At 37.4% G+C, this 17598-nt stretch carries 14 protein-coding genes and 1 pseudogene; 2 read left to right on the top strand and 13 right to left on the bottom strand.

Annotated features, from left to right (window positions below; all coding sequences use genetic code 11):
- Window positions 1-4 precede the first annotated feature (4 nt).
- The 11 genes from rlmN to MHI57_RS01030 all read right to left on the bottom strand — a co-directional run bounded on the left by rlmN (window position 5) and on the right by MHI57_RS01030 (window position 12652).
- On the bottom strand, window positions 5-1090 hold the full coding sequence (gene rlmN, locus MHI57_RS01080; RefSeq protein ID WP_095369573.1) for a 23S rRNA (adenine(2503)-C(2))-methyltransferase RlmN: 1086 nt from the start codon (window positions 1088-1090) through the stop codon (window positions 5-7).
- Window positions 1091-1094: 4 nt separating this feature from the next.
- Entirely contained in the window at window positions 1095-2447 is a 1353-nt protein-coding gene (rsmB, locus tag MHI57_RS01075; RefSeq protein ID WP_095369574.1) for a 16S rRNA (cytosine(967)-C(5))-methyltransferase RsmB, read from the bottom strand.
- A complete protein-coding gene (fmt, locus tag MHI57_RS01070) occupies window positions 2444-3394 on the bottom strand; it encodes a methionyl-tRNA formyltransferase (protein WP_095369575.1) in 951 nt (316 codons plus the stop codon). The genes rsmB and fmt overlap by 4 nt, the downstream gene beginning before the upstream one ends.
- On the bottom strand, window positions 3391-3876 hold the full coding sequence (gene def, locus MHI57_RS01065) for a peptide deformylase (RefSeq protein WP_095369576.1): 486 nt from the start codon (window positions 3874-3876) through the stop codon (window positions 3391-3393). Before def ends, fmt begins: the two co-directional genes overlap by 4 nt.
- Window positions 3877-3988: 112 nt before the next feature.
- Window positions 3989-6397, bottom strand: a complete 2409-nt coding sequence (priA, locus tag MHI57_RS01060) for a primosomal protein N' (protein ID WP_340974486.1) — start codon at window positions 6395-6397, stop codon at window positions 3989-3991.
- The gene (gene coaBC, locus MHI57_RS01055) at window positions 6394-7602 is read right to left on the bottom strand and encodes a bifunctional phosphopantothenoylcysteine decarboxylase/phosphopantothenate--cysteine ligase CoaBC (protein ID WP_340974484.1); all 1209 of its coding nucleotides are present in this window, start codon (window positions 7600-7602) and stop codon (window positions 6394-6396) included. Before coaBC ends, priA begins: the two co-directional genes overlap by 4 nt.
- A 158-nt stretch (window positions 7603-7760) precedes the next feature.
- Window positions 7761-7985: a DNA-directed RNA polymerase subunit omega gene (gene rpoZ, locus MHI57_RS01050; protein WP_095369579.1), complete on the bottom strand. Its 225-nt coding sequence runs from the start codon at window positions 7983-7985 to the stop codon at window positions 7761-7763.
- A 1-nt stretch (window position 7986) separates the two neighbouring features.
- Window positions 7987-8601, bottom strand: coding sequence for a guanylate kinase (gene gmk / locus MHI57_RS01045; RefSeq protein ID WP_095369580.1), 615 nt, complete (start codon window positions 8599-8601; stop codon window positions 7987-7989).
- Window positions 8602-8610: 9 nt separating this feature from the next.
- Window positions 8611-8874, bottom strand: a complete 264-nt coding sequence (remA, locus tag MHI57_RS01040; protein WP_095369581.1) for an extracellular matrix/biofilm regulator RemA — start codon at window positions 8872-8874, stop codon at window positions 8611-8613.
- A gap of 59 nt (window positions 8875-8933) precedes the next feature.
- Window positions 8934-9806 carry a YicC/YloC family endoribonuclease gene (locus MHI57_RS01035; RefSeq protein WP_224938566.1) on the bottom strand — a complete coding sequence of 291 codons (873 nt, stop codon included), beginning with the start codon at window positions 9804-9806 and terminating at the stop codon, window positions 8934-8936.
- Between the two features lie 167 nt (window positions 9807-9973).
- The gene (locus MHI57_RS01030) at window positions 9974-12652 is read right to left on the bottom strand and encodes a cation-translocating P-type ATPase (protein ID WP_307314500.1); all 2679 of its coding nucleotides are present in this window, start codon (window positions 12650-12652) and stop codon (window positions 9974-9976) included.
- A gap of 281 nt (window positions 12653-12933) precedes the next feature.
- Between MHI57_RS01030 and MHI57_RS01025 the strand changes: the two genes are divergently transcribed.
- Window positions 12934-14646: an Rqc2 family fibronectin-binding protein gene (locus MHI57_RS01025; RefSeq protein ID WP_340974478.1), complete on the top strand. Its 1713-nt coding sequence runs from the start codon at window positions 12934-12936 to the stop codon at window positions 14644-14646.
- A 73-nt stretch (window positions 14647-14719) separates the two neighbouring features.
- Here the strand turns inward: MHI57_RS01025 and MHI57_RS01020 are convergent, their stop codons facing one another.
- Together MHI57_RS01020 and MHI57_RS01015 are read right to left on the bottom strand one after the other, a co-directional pair.
- Entirely contained in the window at window positions 14720-15463 is a 744-nt protein-coding gene (locus tag MHI57_RS01020) for an SDR family NAD(P)-dependent oxidoreductase (RefSeq protein ID WP_340974477.1), read from the bottom strand.
- Window positions 15464-15485: 22 nt separating this feature from the next.
- Window positions 15486-16240: pseudogene (locus MHI57_RS01015) on the bottom strand (SDR family NAD(P)-dependent oxidoreductase).
- 243 nt (window positions 16241-16483) lie between these two features.
- On the opposite strand from MHI57_RS01015, the gene MHI57_RS01010 reads away from it, so the two are divergent.
- The gene (locus tag MHI57_RS01010; protein ID WP_340974474.1) at window positions 16484-17527 is read left to right on the top strand and encodes a LuxR C-terminal-related transcriptional regulator; all 1044 of its coding nucleotides are present in this window, start codon (window positions 16484-16486) and stop codon (window positions 17525-17527) included.
- Window positions 17528-17598 lie beyond the last annotated feature (71 nt).

Raw genomic sequence — 17598 nt, 5'->3', positions numbered from 1 at the left:
ACTGTCACCTCGTTTCTTCTTTTCTCTCCTTTGCACGAAGTTGTCCACATGCTGCATCAATATCATGACCTTGTTCTCTACGGATGGTCACATTAACCCCACGATTTTTCAAAGCCTTTTCAAATTGAAAAATCTGCTCTCTAGGAGTTCTTACATAGTCTCTCTCAGGTACGTAATTGACTGGGATTAAGTTAATATGACACTTCAATCCTTTAACGAGATCAGCAAGCTCTTCTGCATGCTCTACTTGATCATTGACTCCTCCAAATAAACCATATTCAAAACTTACACGTCTACCTGTCTTGTTCACATAATAATGAATAGCTTCCATTAAATCGGGCAATTTATAAGCGCGGTTGATTGGCATTAATCTTCCTCTTATATCATTATTAGGGGCATGCAAGCTGACAGCAAAATTGATTTGCATATTTTCATCAGCAAATTTATAGATTTTCGGGATAATTCCGCTTGTAGATACAGTGATATGTCTAGCACCAATATTCAAGCCATCATCATGATTAATAATTTTCAAGAAAGACATCATTTGATCATAATTATCAAACGGTTCCCCAATACCCATAATGACAACAGAACTTACTCTTTCATCTGTTTCATCTAACGCTTGTTGTACTTTTACGACTTGAGCAACGATTTCTCCTGCTTCTAGATGACGTTTTAATCCTCCTAAAGTCGAGGCACAAAATGTACAACCAATACGACACCCTACCTGTGTTGTAACACAAACAGAATTACCGTATTCATGACGCATTAAAACCGTCTCAATTGAATAGCCATCGTGTAACTCAAATAAAAATTTAATCGTGCCATCAGTAGATTGTTGCTGAATAATCGTTTTTAATGTTGTTAAAGTAAATGAAGCATCGAGCTTTTCTCGCAAACTTTTTGATAAATTTGTCATATCATCGAAGTTTGTTACTCTTTTTGTATATAACCAATCAAAAATTTGACTTGCGCGGAATGCTTTTTCATTATTTTCTTTTAACCAGTCCTTTAGTTCGTCTAATTGTAATGAATAAATGGATGGTTGATGATTCGTTTCTGTATTTTTCTTTGTTGCACTTCTTTCCATGTGATTACACCTTCTTTCTCAGACAAGCGATATAAAACCCATCTGAACCAATATATTGCGGTAATACTTGTATTTCAAAATCATTCACAAACGTTTGTAACGCTTGTGGTAGCCTTGCCTTAAGTGTTGAGTCTCCAACAAATTCTTTATGGTCACTTAAAAAACGTGAAATGACTTGATGGTTTTCAGATTCATCAACAGTGCATGTACTATACACTAGCATACCACCTTTTTTTAATAATGGGGTGATGGCATTTAATAAATCCAATTGAATGGACTGCAGGCGTGATAAATCATCTTCTTTTTTTGTGTATTTCATATCAGGTTTTCTACGCATCACACCTAAACCTGAGCACGGCGCGTCTAGCAAAATACGATCAAACGACTCTTGCGGGAAATGATCTTGAACTTGTCTACTATCGAGAGCAAGAGTATCAATATTCTCTAATCCTAATCTGTCTGCTGTTTGTGCAATAAGCTTAACTTTATGCTCATGGAGATCTATCGCTATAACCTCTCCACTCCCCGACATCGCTTCAGCTATATGAGACGTTTTCCCACCTGGAGCTGCACAAGCATCAAGGATCTTTTCATTCTTTTGAGGATTTAGGGCCAAGCAAGCTAACATTGAACTTTCATCTTGTATTGTGATAAGTCCATTTTTGAATGCTGTAGACTTGGCAAGATTTCCTCGAAGAGCATGAATGGCTTCTGAAACCCATTCACTCCGTTTCACGGCATATCCTTCCTCTTCTAATAATGTAATCACTTCTTCTGTCGTAGCCTTCGTAATATTTACACGCGCTGTTTGAGTCGGAGCTTGTAAATTAAGCTTACACATTTCCTCCGTTGTTTCTATCCCAAATTGATCCACCCATCTAGCAACGAGCCATTCTGGGTGACTTGTTGCTATTGAAATTCTTTGAATAGGATCTTTGATCTCTTCCACTTGTCTAATCCCAGTTCTTTGTACATTTCGTAATATCCCATTCACAAATGAAGCAATGCCTTTATGGCCTTTATTTTTTGCTATTTCTACGGCTTCATTTAATGCCGCGTGATCAGGAATTTTATTTAAGTGAACCATTTGGTAAACCGTGATCCTTAGTAATTGCTTTACCCAAGACTCCACTTTGTTTGGTTTTTTTATATAGGGCTGTAAATAATAATCTAATGTCATTTTACGTTGTAACGTCCCATAAACCAGTTCTGTCAGCAAACCAATATCTTTTTGTTCTAAATGATTTTGATTAATAGCATGGTTTAACAGGAGATTACTATACGATTGGTTCTTTTCAATTGCATCTAACAAATCCATCGCGACTTCTCTTACATTTTTCTTTCTTTGTTTTTTCATCGATTGTCCCCTAACTTCATGCCAACTTGAAGATGGGCACCTGCGCCGCGCAGGTAATCTTTCGCTTTCATGCGTTTTTTACCTGATGGCTGAATCTCCGTTAGCTTCAATATCTGACCATCGCCGGTGGAGACATTGATGCCATCCTCTTCTAATCCGACAATCGTTCCAGGCACTTGATTTGATTTTGATTCAATGATCACAGAAGCCCACACTTTCATAACTGCATCAGACAAAGTCGTATAAGCAACTGGCCAAGGACTCATCCCTCTAATATGGTTATAAATTTCTAATGCTGGTTTACTCCACTGAATTTTTTCTTCTTCACGCTTAATATTGTATGCAAATGTTGCTAAATTTTCATCTTGTTGTTTCGGAAGCAAATCACCTTTTAATAATGGTGGTAATGTTTCTAGCAATAGTTTGCTACCAGCTTCACTTAATTTATCATGTAAGCTACCAACAGTATCATCCTTAGCGATTTCGACTTCTACCTGTGTTAAAATATCGCCTGCATCCAATTTTTCAGCCATATACATAATTGTAATACCAGTCTTTTCTTTCCCTTGGATGATGCTGTAATGAATCGGTGCTCCACCTCTTAATTCTGGCAATAATGAAGCATGTACGTTAATGCAACCATATTTAGGTGCATCTAACAATTGCTTAGGGAGTATTTGTCCGAATGCAGCCGTGATAATAAGTTCAGGCTCTAGATTTAAAACAGCTTGCAAGTCCTCTTTATTTTTAACTTTCTCAGGCTGTAGCACTGGAATACCATGTTTTTGTGCTTCCACCTTTACTGGTGGTGGAGTTAACACCTTTTTCCTTCCCACTGGCCGGTCAGGTTGTGTAACAACTGCAATGACTTCATAACCTGCTTGAATAACACTTCGTAATACCGGAACTGAAAAATCCGGTGTTCCCATAAATACAATTTTCGTCATTCTTCATCCAACCTCTCTAACTCTTCTGCCTCTATATATCTGCTAACTTTAGTGGTGAATAGGATTCCATCCAAATGATCAATCTCATGTAAAATGGCTCTAGCAAGAAAACCTTCTGCTGCGAACTCATATGGCTTTCCCTTTCGATTGAATGCTTTTATTTTCACAAATGACGGTCGTGTGACATCACCATAAATACCGGGAAAGCTCAAACAGCCTTCTGGATCTGTTTGTTCACCTGATGTTTCGATTACTTCGGGATTTATCATCTCAATCGTGCCATGTTCATCTTCAATATCTACAATCGCTATTCTCTTATTGAGACCTATTTGAGGAGCAGCTAGTCCTACACCATCAAATTCAATCATTGTATCATACATATCATTTAATAGCCTTACTAATTTTTTATCAAAAACCGTTACCGGTGTACATTTTTCTTCTAAAATTGTATTAGGGTACATCACTATTTGTTTAACACTCAAAATATAAATCCTCCATAACATCTTCTCATTCAACAGGCAGCCATAGCTAGACTAAAATTATTACCATTCTCGACGATTTTCTCTATCTATAACCTTTTTTAGTTATTTTTCTTTACATCAGAATAAATGGATTAACATCCACAGATATTTTCAAGGAAGTTGAAGTCACTTCTTGCTGATACTGATCTAATATCTTTTTTAATGATTGATTTAACTCTGGCTCCCGTTTGTATTTTATCAAACATTGGTAGCGATATCTATTGTTGATTCGTGGAATAGGTGATGCAACCGGACCAAGACAGATGGCGCTTTTAGTTAAGCGACTAGTCAGAAATGTGGTAATTTTTTCTGTGACATCTAACGCTTTCATCAATTGCTCGTGACTGACCGTAATAAGCGTAATAAAATAAAAAGGTGGGTACTTTAAGCCTTTTCTAATCATCATTTCGCGCTCGTAAAACTGGTCGTAATTTTGTTCAGCTGCTAACTCAATACTATAATGTTCAGGACTGTATGTTTGAATGACCACTTCTCCTGGTAATTGATGACGCCCTGCTCTTCCACTCACTTGCGTCAATAACTGAAACGTTTTTTCTGATGAACGAAAATCTGGCAAATGAAGCATTGTATCAGCTGATAATACACCGACAAGCGTTATATTTGGAAAATCGAGTCCTTTGGCAATCATTTGGGTCCCAAGTAGAATATCTGCATGGCCTTTTTGGAACTCATTAAGCAGTCGCTCATGAGAGCCTTTTTTATTCGTTGTATCCACATCCATACGAATAACTCTCGCTTCAGGCAATACTTTATGGAGTTCTTCTTCTACCTTTTGTGTCCCTGTGCCAAAATAACGAATATGATCACTCTGGCATTCTGGACAAACAGAGGGGACATGATCCTCATATCCACAATAATGACATTTCATTTGCTGCTGGTGGCGATGATAAGTTAATGAAATATCACAGTTCGGACAATTAACAACATAACCACAATCACGACACATGACAAAAGAAGAGTATCCACGTTTATTTAAGAAAAGGACTGTCTGCTCTTTTTTTTCTAGACGTAATTGGAGCTTTTCTAATAAGGAGGAAGAAAACATCGAGCGATTTCCACTTCTTAGCTCTTCACGCATATCTACAATATCCACCTGTGGTAAATCTTGATTATTCATCCTCTTCGGCAAACTTAACAAAGTGTATACACCTTTTTTAGCACGAGCAAATGATTCGAGTGAAGGTGTAGCGCTACCTAAAATAACGGGGAAACTCCCTTGCTTCCCTCGTTTTATTGCTACATCTTTTGCATGATATTTTGGGTTTTCCTCTTGTTTATAACTTGTCTCATGTTCCTCATCTATAATGATGAGACCGAGGTTTTCAAACGGAGCAAATACAGCTGACCGCGCTCCAACAACGACTTTCACTTCTCCCCGCTGAACTTTTCGCCATTCATCATACTTCTCACCAGCAGATAATCCACTATGCATCACAGCTACTTGATTCCCAAATCTTCCTTTGAAACGATGAACCATTTGTGGGGTAAGTGAAATCTCTGGCACTAAACAAATCGCTTCTTGACCTCTCTCTAGTACTTTCTGTATCGACTGTAAGTAAACTTCTGTTTTCCCACTCCCTGTTACGCCATACAATAAAAACACTTCATGAAGGGATTTTGCGATGCGATCATGGATTGGATCGATGGCTTCTTGTTGCTCATATGTTAACAGTAATGGTTCTGTTCGTGCAAAATAACGATTTTCATAAGGATCACGATAAATTTCACGTTCGCTCTCCTCTAATACTTCTTTTTTCACTAGTTCTTTTACAACGGCATTCGATATTTGTAGTGTTGCCGTTAAGTCAGTTAAGAATATCCAATCTTTATTTTCGATAAAGTAATTAATCACGTCATGTTGTTTTTGTGCCCGTGGGGTAAGAGACGATTGATAAGTCTTTAATTCCTCTGTTGAAAGAGCGCTTCTAATGGCTAGGCGTTTTTTCTTTTTTATTTTATCTTTCACTTCATAAATAATTAGAATATGACCTTTCGTTACTTCTTGCTGTAACAATGATAAATAGCCTGTTTCTTTCGCTTCTTCCCACAGGATGCTATCTTGGTTAGTAAAAAAGCCTTGTAAGGTTTGCGGCAACAACTGTTTGTTTTCAGTTGAAACTTGTAATTTTTTTTGATATTTTGCTTTAAGTGCTGCTGGTAACATCGCTTGATAAGCAGAGATCCGATAACTTAAAGTTTCTTCTGATAGCCAATTTCCTAATGAAATGAGCGATTCAGATAATACAGGTGTTAAATCTAACGGCTCAATGATTTTTTTTAATTTATTAAGCGTGGACTGAGGTTTGATCCCAATGACAAAACCTTGAATTCTCCTTGGCCCAAATGGGACAACGACTCGCATCCCAATTTGAATGACCGTCTCAAGTGATTGCGGAATAACATAATCAAAAGGTCGATCTGTTTGCTTAGCCGGTACATCAACAATGACCTCAGCAATCATTTCCCCTCATCCTCATATAAATAAAGCGCTTCTTTTAAAATGCTTTCTGCTACGTCATGTTTTGACATCAACGGGAGATCTGTTTTAGTCCCATCTCGTTTATAGAGAGTAACAACATTCGTATCTGTTCCAAATCCGGCACCCGCACTTGTTACATCATTGGCTACAATCATATCAGCATTTTTCTTTTTCAGCTTTCCTCTCGCATATACATCCACATTATTTGTTTCTGCCGCAAAACCCACCAACACTTGATTGTTTTTTCTTTTACCAAGTGCCATTAAAATATCTTTAGTTCTTTCTAATTCCAACTGTTGATCACCATCATTCTTTTTCACTTTCTGATCATAAGTATATTTAGGCCGATAATCTGCTACAGCAGCCGTTTTTATTACAATATGAGCATCAGCAAAACGAGTAATCATTTCTTCATACATTTCTTCCGCACTTTCAACATTGATCACTTTTACACCATGAGGTGAAGAAATATGGACAGGACCTGATACTAATGTCACATCTGCACCAAGTTTCGCTGCGACTTCTGCAATCGCATAGCCCATTTTACCACTCGAATGATTGGTTAAATAACGAACAGGATCAATTTTTTCTCTTGTCGGCCCTGCTGAGATCAATAACTTTTTCCCTTTTAACAACGGTTCCTTTTGATTGAAAAAATGATTCATATGCTCAACAATCTTTTCCGGTTCTTCTAATCTACCTTTTCCAACATAACCACATGCGAGATAGCCTTCACTCGGTTCAATAAATTGATAACCAAACTGATGAAGTGTATCAATATTTTTTATCACTGCAGGATGATTGTACATATTGACATTCATCGCCGGTGCAATCCATACAGGCGATGTGTGTGCTAACAATGTTGTAGAAATCATATCATCTGCTAGGCCATTTGCAAGCTTACCAATAATATTCGCAGTTGCTGGTGCAATCAATATCAAATCTGCCCAGTCTGCTAAATCAATATGAGCAATCTTACTAGCGTCCTTTTCATCGAAGGTATCAAAATATACTTCATTACGTGACATCACTTGAAAAGTTAATGGTGACACAAATTGTCTAGCTGACTCGCTCATCATTACTTTCACACAAGCTCCAGCTTGCGTTAACTTACTTGTTAAAGCTACAGCTTTATAAACAGCAATACCGCCGGTTACACACAACAGGATTTTTTTACCATTCAACATCTATACAAACCCCCAATATTCAAAAGGTTATTTTTCTTTTATTATGAATAATTTCGCTCACTTTTTCATCTATCTCTTCTTGTTTTTAACAAAAATTACGGCTATGAACAAAAATAACAACCTCCATACAGGTTGTTATTTTTTCATATATGTGTATTTTACCTTTTTTCCCCTTCATGCGTTGTATCACCTAAGCGATAAAATAGTTCGTTTGCATTAATCTCTTCTAATGCTTTACCCACATTTTTATGTGATACATATTTTTCTAAACGATATTGCTCTTCATTATTTTGTAATTTCCGTGCTCTTTTAGCAGCCACAGACACAAGAGAGTATTTTGAATCAATTTTTGTCATCAATGAATCAATTGATGGATTTAACATATTATTCAGCCTCCAACATTTTCAAATATCTAGGTTCAACGCGCGTGCGACGGCAATGTTCTGCTACTACAATCGCATTAATTCTGTCACAAGCGTTTTCCACTTGATCATTTTCTACAACATAATCATATAATTTCATCATTTCAATTTCTTCTTTAGCTGCACTTAAACGATTATTAATTATATCTTCTGTTTCTGTGCCTCGTGTAACAATACGATTTTTCAATTCAGATAAACTAGGTGGAACTAGGAAGATAAACAAGCCATCAGGAAACTTCTCACGCACTTGCTTTGCACCTTGTACTTCTATTTCTAAAAATACATCCTTGCCCTCGTTTAACGTTTGTTTCACATAATCAACAGGGGTTCCATAATAGTTGCCAACAAACTCAGCATACTCCAATAATTTATCTTGCTCTATTAATGTTTCAAATTCTTCACGAGATTTAAAGAAATAATCTACTCCATCAACTTCACCTTGTCTCGGTTTTCTTGTTGTCATAGAAATAGAGTATTCAAATGCCGTATCAGGCTGCGAGAAAATCTCTTTTCTCACTGTTCCTTTTCCTACACCAGATGGACCTGAGAGTACTATTAATAAACCTTTTTCCTTCATTAGAAAATCCTACCCTTCATCGATAACATCATCGCGGTCATTCAGTCGTGCAGCTACTGTTTCCGGCTGAACAGCAGATAAAATGACATGATCACTATCCATGACAATGACTGCTCTCGTTCTACGGCCATATGTTGCATCTATCAGTACACCACGGTCTCTTGCATCCTGAATAATTCTCTTAATTGGTGCCGATTCCGGACTCACTATTGATATGATTCTATTGGCAGAAACAATGTTTCCGAAGCCAATATTAATTAATTTTATTGACATATGCGTCCCCCCGTCATCAGTTAACTATTTTGACCTTTATCACGCGTTTCTAAACCGCTTTATTCAATATTTTGTACTTGTTCTTTCATCTTTTCTAATAGACCTTTCATCTCAACTACTTCTCCAGCAATGGTAGAATCATTCGCTTTTGAACCGATTGTATTGACTTCGCGATTCATCTCTTGAATCATGAAATCAAGCTTCCTGCCAATTGCATCTTCCAAGGAAAGGGTCAATTGAAATTGATTACGATGTGATGCGAGTCGTGTCAATTCTTCATTGATATCGGCCTTATCTGCAAAAATTGCCACCTCTGTAATAATTCTTGATTCATCAATATGACCATCAGCATATTCTTCCATTCGCTTTCGCAAACGGTCTTCGTATTGCTTTACCACGTTAGGGGCTAGGTCATATAAGCGGTTAAGACATTCAGTTAGTAAACCGAGCTGTTTAAAAAGATCCTTCTCTAGCTCCTTACCTTCAGCTAACCGCATCATTTGCAGCTCTTTACCAGCTTCATTTGTCGCTTCAAGAATCAGCTCATCTAGCCATTCGTCTTCTTCATCCACTTCCACAATAGCAAACACATCTTCATTAAGTAAATCTTTTAGCCCAGGCTCACTACTTAACTTATATTTTTCTTTCACTTCTGTCATTGAACGATAAAATTCGTCTAACAAATCCCAATCCACACGTATCTTCTTTTGTTTCGATCCCGTTTGTTCTATGGTTGCATAGACTTCTATTCTACCACGCTTAATATATTGATTAAGCGTTTTTTTTATTTTATCTTCCAGCTTGAGAAATTGCTTTGGAATGCGCAGGAAATATTCTGTAAAACGATGATTAACCGTTTTTACTTCAATCGTGATAGAGAAGGTGTCAGTTTGCCTTTTACCCTGTCCATACCCTGTCATACTCGCTACCATCGTTTAACCACACTTCCTTTCGCCGTTTGCGGGAAGTACCTACAACTTTCTTATACAAATTTGGCACTAACCATACCTTTTCTTACACTCATATATTATGTAGTTTTCTTTAAAAAACCAAAAGGTAATAGAGTTTCACTCTACTACCTAAAGGATTATACCATATTTCACTTCGATTTTCTTGCCAAATATGTGAAGCCAAGCAAAAATGTTGGGACAGCTGATAAGCCAACAATCATTAACCAATCACGACCAGCGATTGGTACTGTGTGGAAAATTTGTTGCAATGGCGGCCAATATAAAACAATCAGCATAAGTAAAACCGAAGAAATAACCGCCCAGACAAGATACATATTACCGAATGGATTTCGAGCAAAAACTGATTTTTCACTTCGACAATCAAACACATGAATTAATTGAGCAAGGACTAATGTCGCAAAAGCGACGGTTTGCGCATATGCGAGCTCACTAGGATCGCCTTTATATGTGAGCATAAACGCAAGTAAGGTTACTCCACCAATTAAAAAACCTCTTGAAATAACCTTCCAGCCAAGCCCTCTTGAAAAAATGCCTTCTTTAGGATTTCGCGGCTCTCGCTTCATGACATTACCTTCTGGTCGGTCTAAACCTAACGCCATCGCCGGCAGGCCATCTGTTACTAAATTCACCCAAAGTATTTGTATAGGTACTAGCGGCAGAGGTAGCGCTAAAATCATTGCAAATAGCATAACCAGTATTTCGCCAACATTAGATGCAAGTAAATACCTTACAAACTTTCTAATATTATCGTAAATATTTCGCCCTTCTTTTATTGCTGATTTAATGGTTGCAAAGTTGTCATCAAGTAAAATAAGAGAAGATGCTTCTTTTGCTACATCCGTACCAGTAATGCCCATCGCAATGCCAATATCGGCAGCTTTGATAGCTGGCGCATCATTGATTCCGTCCCCTGTCATAGCTACAATATGACCGCGATTTTGCAGAGCTTTAACAATCTTTAGTTTATGTTCCGGTGATACGCGCGCAAACACAGATACATCATCCACTACATCTTCTAACTCTTCTGTACTCAATGTAGCTAATGTTTTTCCTTCCATTACTTTTGTTGACTTATTAAGAATACCTAATTGTTTAGCAATTGCTTGAGCAGTTGTAATATGATCGCCTGTAATCATCACTGTCTTAATTCCTGCTTCTTTACATTCTTTAACCGCAGCTCGTACCTCTGTCCTTGGTGGATCAATCATTCCTTGTAAACCTATAAACGTCAATCGATTTTCTGCATCTTTTTCTGATGTTATTCTGCCCTCATTAGTCAATTCCTTATATCCTATTGCAATTGTTCTTAGTGCTTGGGAGGCTAAACCGTGAATTGCCTCATTAACTGATCTATGCATCTCTTGGGTCATTGCTTGCTTACGATTTTCCCACAGGATACTCTCACAGTTCTGCGCCAACACATCCGGTGCTCCTTTACAGACAACAAATCTTCTGCCACTGGCATCCCTTAACACAATACTCATCATTTTTCTAGTTGAATCAAAAGGAAATTCCTCGAGAATTTCATATTGATTTAATAAAGAGGGGCGACTATATCCTGCTTTCATCCCAGCGACTAACAATGCACCTTCTGTTGGATCACCGTCAATGACAAATTCTTTATTTTTCTTATGAATTTCAGCATGATTACAAAGCATACCAAACATCAATAATTGTTGTAATGTTTTTTCATTTTTCGGATCTATACGTTTTTCACTGCGATAAAAATCTCCTTTTGGTGTATAGCCAATGCCATCTACTTGCCATGTGTTCCCACCACTCCATAAATGGGTGACAGTCATTTTGTTCTGAGTCAGGGTTCCCGTTTTATCGGAGCATATGACAGAAGCACAGCCTAATGTTTCTACTGCTGGGAGCTTTCTGACAATCGCCTTTTGTTTAATCATGCGTTGGACTCCTAGCGATAAGGCCACAGTGACTATCGCCGGTAATCCCTCTGGTATAGCTGCTACAGCTAACGATACCCCTGTTAAGAACATCGTATATAATTCTTGTCCTTGTAGCACACCGATACCTACGACAAGAACCGTTAAGAATAGTGCGACAACAATGAGAATTTTCCCTAATTGTTCCAACCTTCTTTGCAGCGGTGTTGTCATCGTTTCCGCACTTTGAATCATATCAGCGATTTGTCCCATCGCTGTTTTCATTCCTGTGCCAATGACAACCCCCACTCCGCTACCCTTCGTTACGATCGTACCCATAAATCCCATATTTTCCATATCGCCGATTCCGGGGTTATCTTGCTTAATTGCTGCGACTGTTTTTTGCACCGGTAATGATTCACCTGTTAAGGCCGATTCTTCTATTTCTAAGTTATTGCACTCGATTAAGCGGATATCCGCCCCAATTCTATCACCGGAGGAGAACTTCAATAAGTCACCAACAACGACTTCTTTTGAGGGGATTTTCTTCCATTCTCCATCACGTAATACTGTTGCATGAGGTGTGGATAATTCTTTTAGCGCACTTAATGACTTCTCTGCTTTTCGTTCCTGAAAAAAACCTAATACTCCGTTGATAAGCACAATCGCAATAATGGCGATTGCATCAATATATTCACCCAGTAGCCCAGATATCAATGTGGCTACTAATAGAATTAAAGTCATAAAGTCTTTGAATTGACTAAAAAATAAGAGTAAAGCGGATTGCTTTTCTCCTTCTGCTAATTCGTTATATCCAAATTGCTCCAATCTTTTTTGCGCATCTTCTTCAGACATGCCTTCATGCCTATTTGTGTTTAACGTGTCTTCAACCTCTCTCGCTTCCATCTCATGGTATTTCATTCGGACATCACACTTCCTCCTTTTCATTTTAAGAGAATTCGCATCTTCTACATGCGAACCGTCCTGCTTCCCCTACTATCTCGATGGAGAGCTGTCCTATTTTTAAGGCTCTCATGAAAGCTTATTCAGTCTCGTCCTAAAAAATGCTATGCTATTATGAGAAAGAATGTATTTTACATAAACAGAAAGCTTTTAAAAACCATTTGTTTATGGGAAAATAGCTTCCATAAAGTAAAGAGACGCCTTTCGGATAACTAAGAGCGTAGAAAAGGATGTTAGAGATGTCATTTGATGGATTATTTACAAAAGCGATGGTAGAGGAGCTACAAGCTACTCTTAAAGGTGGTCGAATTAATAAAGTTCACCAACCATATAAAAATGAAATCATCTTAGTAATTAGAGCTAACGGAAAAAATCATAAATTACTCTTATCTGCTCACCCAAGTTATGCTCGGGTACAATTAACAAATGAAGCCTATGACAACCCGAGCATACCACCGATGTTTTGCATGCTATTAAGAAAACATTTAGAAGGATATATATTAGAAGATATTAAACAAATGGATTTAGATCGCATTATTATCTTTGACATTAAAGGCCGCAATGAGATTGGGGACGTTTCCTATAAAAGACTAATTGTAGAAATAATGGGACGACATAGTAATATTACGCTTATCGACCAAGAACGAAATATGATTCTCGATTGTATTAAACATGTATCTTATGCCGTAAATAGTTATCGTGCCTTACTTCCAGGTCAAACATATGTGACTCCCCCGGCTCAAAATAAAGCCAACCCAATAGAAGCTGATGAGACGGATGTATTACGAAGAATGGACTTTAATAGTGGGAAGTTAGATAGACAACTTGTACAACATTACAGCGGGTTTTCTCCCCTACTTGCAAAAGAAATTGTTTACCAATCAGGATTAGCCAACCGTACAACATTACCTGCTGCCTTTATTAAGACAATAGATAAAATAAAAAACAAAGAAGTTCAACCGACCATTACGATAAATGAGCATAAAGAGACTTTTTATTTCCTCCAGTTAGATCATATTCAGGGAGAGCAGCGTCATTTTGAGAGCTTAAGTCTAATGCTTGACCGCTATTATTTCGGCAAAGCAGAAAGAGATCGTGTCAAACAACAAGGTAATGACTTGGAAAAATTCATTAGCAATGAAAAAGAAAAAAACACAAAAAAAATAGAGAAATTAAAACTAACCATGCAAGATGCAAAAAATGCCGAGCAATTTCAATTGTACGGTGAATTAATTACAGCTCATATGTATGCCATTCATAGAGGGATGGATGAGATTGAAGTGAGCAATTATTATGATGAAAACAACAGTAATGTCCTTATCCCTCTAGATACACAAAAAACACCTTCGCAAAATGCACAGATATACTTTAAGAAATATCAAAAAGCTAAACATGCCAAACAAGTTGTACAAGAACAAATAGATCAAGCCTATGAAGAAGTTAACTACTTCGATCATCTTTTACAACAAATACAAGCCGCTTCACCGAAAGATATTGAAGAAATACGGGAGGAACTTATTGAAGGCGGTTACTTACGGGAAAGACAAAAAAAACAGAAAAAGCCGGTCAATGCCAAACCAATCCTTGATTATTTTTTCGCTAGCGATGGGACAGAAATCATTGTTGGTAAGAACAATAAACAAAATGATTATTTGACGAATAAATTAGCTGCAAAAGACGACATATGGCTCCATACAAAAGATATCCCTGGGTCCCATGTGGTCATTAGAGATAAAGCGCCAAGTAATGAAGTTATTCAAGAAGCTGCTTGTTTAGCTGCTTATTTTAGTAAAGCGCGTAACTCAAGTAGTGTACCCGTCGATTACACAAAGGTACGTAATGTGAAAAAGCCGAGTGGTGCCAAGCCCGGGTTTGTCATTTATGATCAACAACAAACAATCTTTGTCACCCCTGATGAAGAAAAAGTCATTTCACTTAGTAAAAAGAAATAACAAAACCCAATTGAGATGAACGCCTTACTCTACCAGGCGCTCCATCCAATTGGGTTTTTTATTAGTTAAACAGTTACTGTGCTGTATAACCACCATCTACTAATAAGGTTGTACCATTTACAAAGCTCGCATCATCACTTGATAAGAATAAAACAGCTTTAGCAATTTCTTCTGGTTTTCCAAGTCTACCTTGTGGATGAAGGGAGGCAAGGTGATTTTTCACATCTGAATCTAATTCTGATAATAAAGGCGTATCAATGTATCCCGGACAAACCGCATTTACACGGATATTTTCTTTCGCATATGCCGTACATAGGTTTTGTGTTAACAGTTTCACGCCACCTTTTGCAGAGGAGTATGCTGGTATATTAGGCAGTGAGACAAAGCTATGAATAGATCCTGCATTCACTATTACACCGCCGCTTCCTTGTTTTTGGAATTGTTCGATTGCGTATTTATCTGATAGAAACACACCAGAAAGATTAATATCAATCGTTTTTTTCCATTTATCATAATCTAATTCAGCTGCTGGCCCATCGCTGGCAATACCCGCATTGGCATACATGATATCCAATTTTCCAAACCGGCTAATTGTCTGTGCAACGACATTTTTCACATCTTCTTCTTTTGATACATCTGTTTTAACAAATAAAGTCTCATATCCTTCTTTATTCAAAGTATCAGAAAGAGCTTGTCCCTTGTCAGAGAAATCAGCTATGACAACCTTTGCACCTTCTTTTACATATTCTTTGACAACTGCTTCACCAATACCACTTGCTCCACCTGTTACGATTGCTACTTTATCTTGTAATTTCATTTTAATCTCCTCTTTCTTTTCATTATCTTGCTGTCGCTCCACCATCAATGACAAACTCTGCCCCTGTAGTGTATGCTGAATCGTCTGAAGCTAAAAAGAGCACTGTATTAGCTACATCTTTTACTTTACCTAAATAACCGAGTGGAAATAGGTTCTTTCCTAGTGCATCTTTTGACTGACCAGTCTGTTCTGAAGCATAATCAGCCATGCCAGTATCAATATACCCTGGATGAATGGAATTTACTCTAACACCCATTGGAGCATATTCAATGGCAGCGTCCTTAGTCATGACACGTACAGCACCTTTACTTGCACCATATAAAACATGGCCAGGAGAGCCAACTAAGCCTGCAATAGAAGAAGCGTTAATCACAGAACCTTTCTGCCGCTCAGCCATTAATGGCATAATATGCTTCATTCCTAAAAACACACCCCCTACATTAATAGCCATTAATTTATTCCATTCCTCTAGCTCAATTTCAGCTAGTGGTTTAATAAGATAAATCCCTGCATTATTGAAGAGAATATCTATTTGGTTATAAGCTTTTATCGCCTCATTAGCGACCTTACGCCAATCATTTTCATTACTTACATCATGGCGAACAATATTGCTTCCCCACCATTTGCTTTGATTTCTTCGACGGTACCTTGACCAGACGTTTCATGAATATCTGTCAGAATAACTTTTGCTCCTTCTTGTGCAAAAAGAAGTGCTGTCTCTTTCCCAATCCCAGTGCCACCACCAGTAATAACAGCCACTTTTTCATTTAATCTCATAATCCTTACCCCTTCTCTGCTGTCATATTTACATGAATATCCTTACTTATCAACAATTCATTCATTGTTCACCCCACATCTACAATGATACAAACTTTAACTTTTTAGCGCTATCCTATAAGATACTGTTTATGAGTAGCTATTTTACAGTCATATATAGGGGGAATTTCATGGCTCAATCTCATGATCGCTCAATCTCATGATCGTTTTGAAGAAGTTACATTGCGGGAATTTATATTCTTTATGAAAACATATAGGCAAAACTTAGAAGAAAATATCCGGATATACCTTAATGTCGAGGGGATTTCTGACGAAGAGCATTTTGAGGCGGTTACACTGCTACTCCGTTCCTTTACAGAATGGTTTCACCATATACACATGGGAGAAATGGAGGAAGACATTCATAATCAGTTAATAGATTGGCTTTATGCGCAAATATCCATTCTATCCACTGAACGATTATATTTGTTTTCATTGATTCTACAAAAAGCGGTAACAACCTTATTAAAGAAAGAAAAAATTCATAAGAACGATGGGTTTATCATGTTTTTATTTAACTTACAATCAGATTTACTGAAAACATATCAGCAAATAGCAAAAAAAGAGAAGCAAATACCTCATAGAGCACCCTTAACTAAATTAAGTCAATTATTAATTCGTTCATCGAAGACGGAACTCCCCGATATCCTAAAAAAATGTGAAGATTGGTTTGGGTTTAAACGTTGTGTCTTTTATGGTTATATTCCGTGGTCCAATGAATTTTATGGTGCAGTCGGAACAGAAGTTATCAAAGTGCAGAGTATGAAAGGTCAGTTAGGAGAGAATTTCTCAGTCTTCTCTACAAAGAAACCAATTTTCCTAAAAGACCCTAAGCAATTAATTAGACAAGAACATATTGAATTATTCGGCTTATCTTCAATTATCTTTCTTCCTATTTTATGTGAAGAACAATTATATGGCTGGTTAACTTTTGACCAAAAGGGAGAGGCGTTTGAATATAGTAAAGAAGAGTTAGATTATATCAATGAAGTAGGTATATTATTGGGTTTATTCTTTTCTCGAAAAAGTGGAAATGATATGATCCAATCCTCCATTCATCTTACCCAAAGGGAGCATTCTATTCTCATCCTACTAGCTGATGGTCATGATAATAAAACCATAGCCTCCATGCTCTATTTAAGCGAGCATACGGTGAGAGATTATGTCAGTCAATTAATGACTAAACTAAAAGCAAAAAATCGCACACAAGTTGTGGCGATTGCTTTTCAATCGGGATTATTACATTAATTCCTCTTTACTGATAAAACTGTATACTGTTAGATAGGCTAAGCGAAAAGTTTGCTATTGCTAACTTTTCG

Origin of the sequence: Cytobacillus sp. FSL K6-0129 (assembly GCF_038007625.1) — a bacterium.
GTDB classification, from domain to species: Bacteria; Bacillota; Bacilli; order Bacillales; family Cytobacillaceae; genus Cytobacillus; species Cytobacillus kochii.
The sequence above is the reverse complement of the archived record's forward strand: the minus strand, read 5'-3'. Positions and strand labels throughout refer to the sequence as shown.